This is a genomic window from Flavobacterium lacisediminis, from assembly GCF_025909975.1.
In the GTDB taxonomy this organism is placed as follows: Bacteria; Bacteroidota; Bacteroidia; order Flavobacteriales; family Flavobacteriaceae; genus Flavobacterium; species Flavobacterium lacisediminis.
This window is the reverse complement of the sequence record NZ_JAPCIO010000020.1, coordinates 1,915-5,229: the sequence shown is the minus strand read 5'-3', so window position 1 is coordinate 5,229 and position 3,315 is coordinate 1,915. Positions and strand designations below refer to the sequence as shown.

The 3,315-nt window shown below is 47.7% G+C and carries 1 tRNA gene and 2 rRNA genes (1 of these 3 only partly in view); all 3 read right to left on the bottom strand.

From position 1 onward, the window contains the following. Positions 1-9: 9 nt before the first annotated feature. Positions 10-119, bottom strand: a 5S ribosomal RNA gene (rrf, locus tag OJ995_RS13460). Positions 120-278: 159 nt separating this feature from the next. Continuing rightward, positions 279-3,157 (bottom strand): 23S ribosomal RNA (locus tag OJ995_RS13455). A gap of 129 nt (positions 3,158-3,286) precedes the next feature. Next, positions 3,287-3,315: transfer RNA gene (locus tag OJ995_RS13450), tRNA-Ala, on the bottom strand; it runs 71 nt beyond the window's last position.

Sequence of the window (3,315 nt, the reverse complement as noted above, 5' to 3'; positions counted from 1 at the left end):
TTTTCAAAAGAAAGGCGGCGACATACTCTCCCACATAACTGCAGTACCATCTGCGCAATCGGGCTTAACTTCTCTGTTCGGAATGGGAAGAGGTGAGCCCCGACGCAATAACCACCTTAAGAGGTTATAATTGCTTTGGGCAATTTTTTCCAACGTTAATTACCTTACGATAATTATCAATTGGACAATATCTTAACATACTGAGATAAATAAATTAAAAAGCTGCCTGAGGTTACTCGAAGGCAAGAAAGTTTCTCTGCGCCCGAAGGCGCAGATTTATACATAAGCTAACGGGTTATTAGTACTACTCGACTATGACATTACTGCCTTTACATCTATAGCCTATCAACGTGGTCATCTTCCACGACCCTTAAAAGAAATCTCATCTTGTGGTGGGTTTCGCGCTTATATGCTTTCAGCGCTTATCCCTTCCCAACGTAGCTACTCTGCAGTGCTCCTGGCGGAACAACAGATACACCAGCGGTTAGTCCAATTCGGTCCTCTCGTACTAGAATCAGATCCACTCAAATTTCTAACGCCCACAGTAGATAGAGACCGAACTGTCTCACGACGTTCTGAACCCAGCTCGCGTGCCACTTTAATGGGCGAACAGCCCAACCCTTGGGACCTTCTCCAGCCCCAGGATGTGACGAGCCGACATCGAGGTGCCAAACCCCCCCGTCGATATGAGCTCTTGGGGGAGATCAGCCTGTTATCCCCGGCGTACCTTTTATCCTTTGAGCGATGGCCCTTCCATGCGGAACCACCGGATCACTATGCTCTACTTTCGTACCTGATCGACCTGTATGTCTCTCAGTCAAGCTCCCTTATGCCATTGCACTCTACGCACGGTTACCAAGCGTGCTGAGGGAACCTTTAGAAGCCTCCGTTACTCTTTTGGAGGCGACCACCCCAGTCAAACTACCCACCAAACAATGTCCCCCGCAGCGCGGGGTTAGGCCTCAGACAAGCAAAGGGTGGTATTTCAACAATGACTCCACAACGCCTAGCGACGCCACTTCACAGTCTCCCACCTATCCTACACATCACGTGTCCAAGGTCAATATTAAGCTATAGTAAAGGTGCACAGGGTCTTTTCGTCCCACTGCGGGTAAGCGGCATCTTCACCGCTACTACAATTTCACCGAGCTCATGGCTGAGACAGTATCCAGATCGTTACACCATTCGTGCAGGTCGGAACTTACCCGACAAGGAATTTCGCTACCTTAGGACCGTTATAGTTACGGCCGCCGTTTACTTGGGCTTCATTTCAATGCTTCTCCGAAGATAACATCTCCACTTAACCTTCAAGCACCGGGCAGGTGTCAGGCCCTATACTTCATCTTACGATTTTGCAGAGCCCTGTGTTTTTGATAAACAGTCGCCTGGATCTTTTCACTGCGGCCAGCATTGCTGCTGGCGACCTTTCTCCCGAAGTTACAGGTCTATTTTGCCTAATTCCTTAGCCATGAATCTCTCGAGCACCTTAGGATTCTCTCCTCAACTACCTGTGTCGGTTTACGGTACGGGTACTTATAATCTAAGTTTAGAAGATTTTCTTGGCAGCCTTTAGGTACACTATCACTTTGTCCGAAGACTCCGTGTACTATCGCATTTCACCAGTCCCAGCGGATTTGCCTACCGGGCCTATAGCTAAGTGCTTTAACGAACTATTCCGTCAGTTCGCGGTACTTTCACCACTGCGTCTCTCCATCACAATTATAAGTAGTACGGGAATATTAACCCGTTGGCCATCGACTGTCCCTTTCGGGTTCGCCTTAGGACCCGACTAACCCGCAGCTGATTAGCATAGCTGCGGAAACCTTAGTTTTTCGGTGTGCGGGTTTCTCGCCCGCATTATCGTTACTTATGCCTACATTTTCTTTTCTAAACAGTCCAGCATGACTCACATCACACCTTCGACCCAGTTTAGAATGCTCCCCTACCACTTTACTTACGTAAAATCCATAGCTTCGGTAATATGCTTATGCCCGATTATTATCCATGCTCGTCCGCTCGACTAGTGAGCTGTTACGCACTCTTTAAATGAATGGCTGCTTCCAAGCCAACATCCTAGCTGTCTGGGCAGACAAACCTCGTTATTTCAACTTAGCATATATTTGGGGACCTTAGCTGATGGTCTGGGTTCTTTCCCTCTCGGACATGGACCTTAGCACCCATGCCCTCACTGCTGGTAAACATTATATAGCATTCGGAGTTTGTCAGGAATTGGTAGGCGGTGAAGCCCCCGCATCCAATCAGTAGCTCTACCTCTATATAACTTATACCCAGCGCTGCACCTAAATGCATTTCGGGGAGTACGAGCTATTTCCGAGTTTGATTGGCCTTTCACCCCTACCCACAGGTCATCCGAAGACTTTTCAACGTCAACCGGTTCGGACCTCCACTATGTGTTACCACAGCTTCATCCTGCCCATGGGTAGATCACACGGTTTCGCGTCTACCATTACTGACTAAAGCGCCCTATTCAGACTCGCTTTCGCTACGGATCCATACCTGAAGTACTTATCCTTGCCAGCAACGGTAACTCGTAGGCTCATTATGCAAAAGGCACGCCGTCACCCCACGAAAGGGCTCCGACCGCTTGTAAGCGTATGGTTTCAGGATCTATTTCACTCCGTTATTCACGGTTCTTTTCACCTTTCCCTCACGGTACTGGTTCACTATCGGTCTCTCAGGAGTATTTAGCCTTAGCGGATGGTCCCGCCAAATTCACACAGGGTTTCACGTGCCCCGCGCTACTCAGGATACCACTATCTATATCTTCTCTTACCCATACAGGACTATCACCCTCTCTGGTTTACCTTTCCAGGTAATTCCGGTTCAATCCGCATAGAATGTCGTGGTCCTACAACCCCAACATTGCCGTAACAACATTGGTTTGGGCTAATCCGCGTTCGCTCGCCACTACTTACGGAATCACTTTTGTTTTCTTCTCCTCCGCCTACTTAGATGTTTCAGTTCAGCGGGTTTGCCCCCTATCGGGTAATGCATCTTCAATGCATTGGGTTGCCCCATTCGGATATCTACGGATCAATTCGTGTGTGCCAATCCCCGTAGCTTTTCGCAGCTTATCACGTCCTTCATCGCCTCTGAGAGCCAAGGCATCCCCCATACGCCCTTATTTTGCTTATGTGCCGCCTATTTTTATAAATAAAAATAGGACTTTCTTTATAAATGTGTATAAATACACACCTATTGTACTTTCTACTTTTTAAATATTTTTATCTCAATATGTCAATGAACTTTTTTCCTCTCGGAACTGTGGAGAATATCGGAGTCGAACCGATGACC